1 protein-coding gene is annotated in these 571 nt (G+C 62.3%); it reads left to right on the top strand.

Annotated elements, in window-relative coordinates; all coding sequences use genetic code 11:
- Positions 1-330: helix-turn-helix domain-containing protein (locus DNK89_RS23800; RefSeq protein ID WP_153064347.1), on the top strand; the 330-nt coding region annotated here is incomplete at its 5' end.
- Between the last annotated feature and the right edge of the window lie 241 nt (positions 331-571).

Raw genomic sequence — 571 nt, 5'->3', positions numbered from 1 at the left:
ACGCTTTCGGCGGCGCAGATGCGGCGCATCGACGAGTTCCTCGAAAGCAATCTCGCCGGCAATTTCCAGTTCGGCGAGCTCGCGACGAGCATAGGGCTGAGCAGGACGATCTTCTTCTCGCGCTTCCTTGCGACCACCGGCAGGACACCACACCAATACCTGCAGGTGCTGCGGGTCAATCGCGCCCGGCGGCTGCTCGAGGAAACCAGCGCTTCGCTCGCTGAAATCGCCGTCGCCGCGGGGTTTTCCGACCAATCTCACCTCGCACGCTTCTTCAAGCGTCATTTCGGTGTTTCGCCGGGCCGTCATCGTGCGTGTCGATCGGGCTAGTGCGTCTCAAGCCTCGATGGCCTGCGCTGACAATACGGACGATCATCCAAACCGGCGGACTGATCGCCTATTCGGGAAGCAGACCGGGTGCCTATTCGAGAGAGGGATCCGAATCAGCATCACGATGCGATCCGGGCGTGGACATGACGAGGTATCCGGTTTGCCTTTGAGAACATCGCGCATTCGCCATCGCGCCCGGCCGCCGGCCGATCCGGTCAGGCGGCTGCTTTTGTAGCGGCCC

Origin of the sequence: Acidovorax sp. ST3 (genome assembly GCF_003231145.1) — a bacterium.
Lineage (GTDB): Bacteria > Pseudomonadota > Gammaproteobacteria > Burkholderiales > Burkholderiaceae_C > Acidovorax.
Note: the sequence above shows the minus strand (reverse complement) of the source record. Positions and strands in the feature narration are given on the sequence as shown.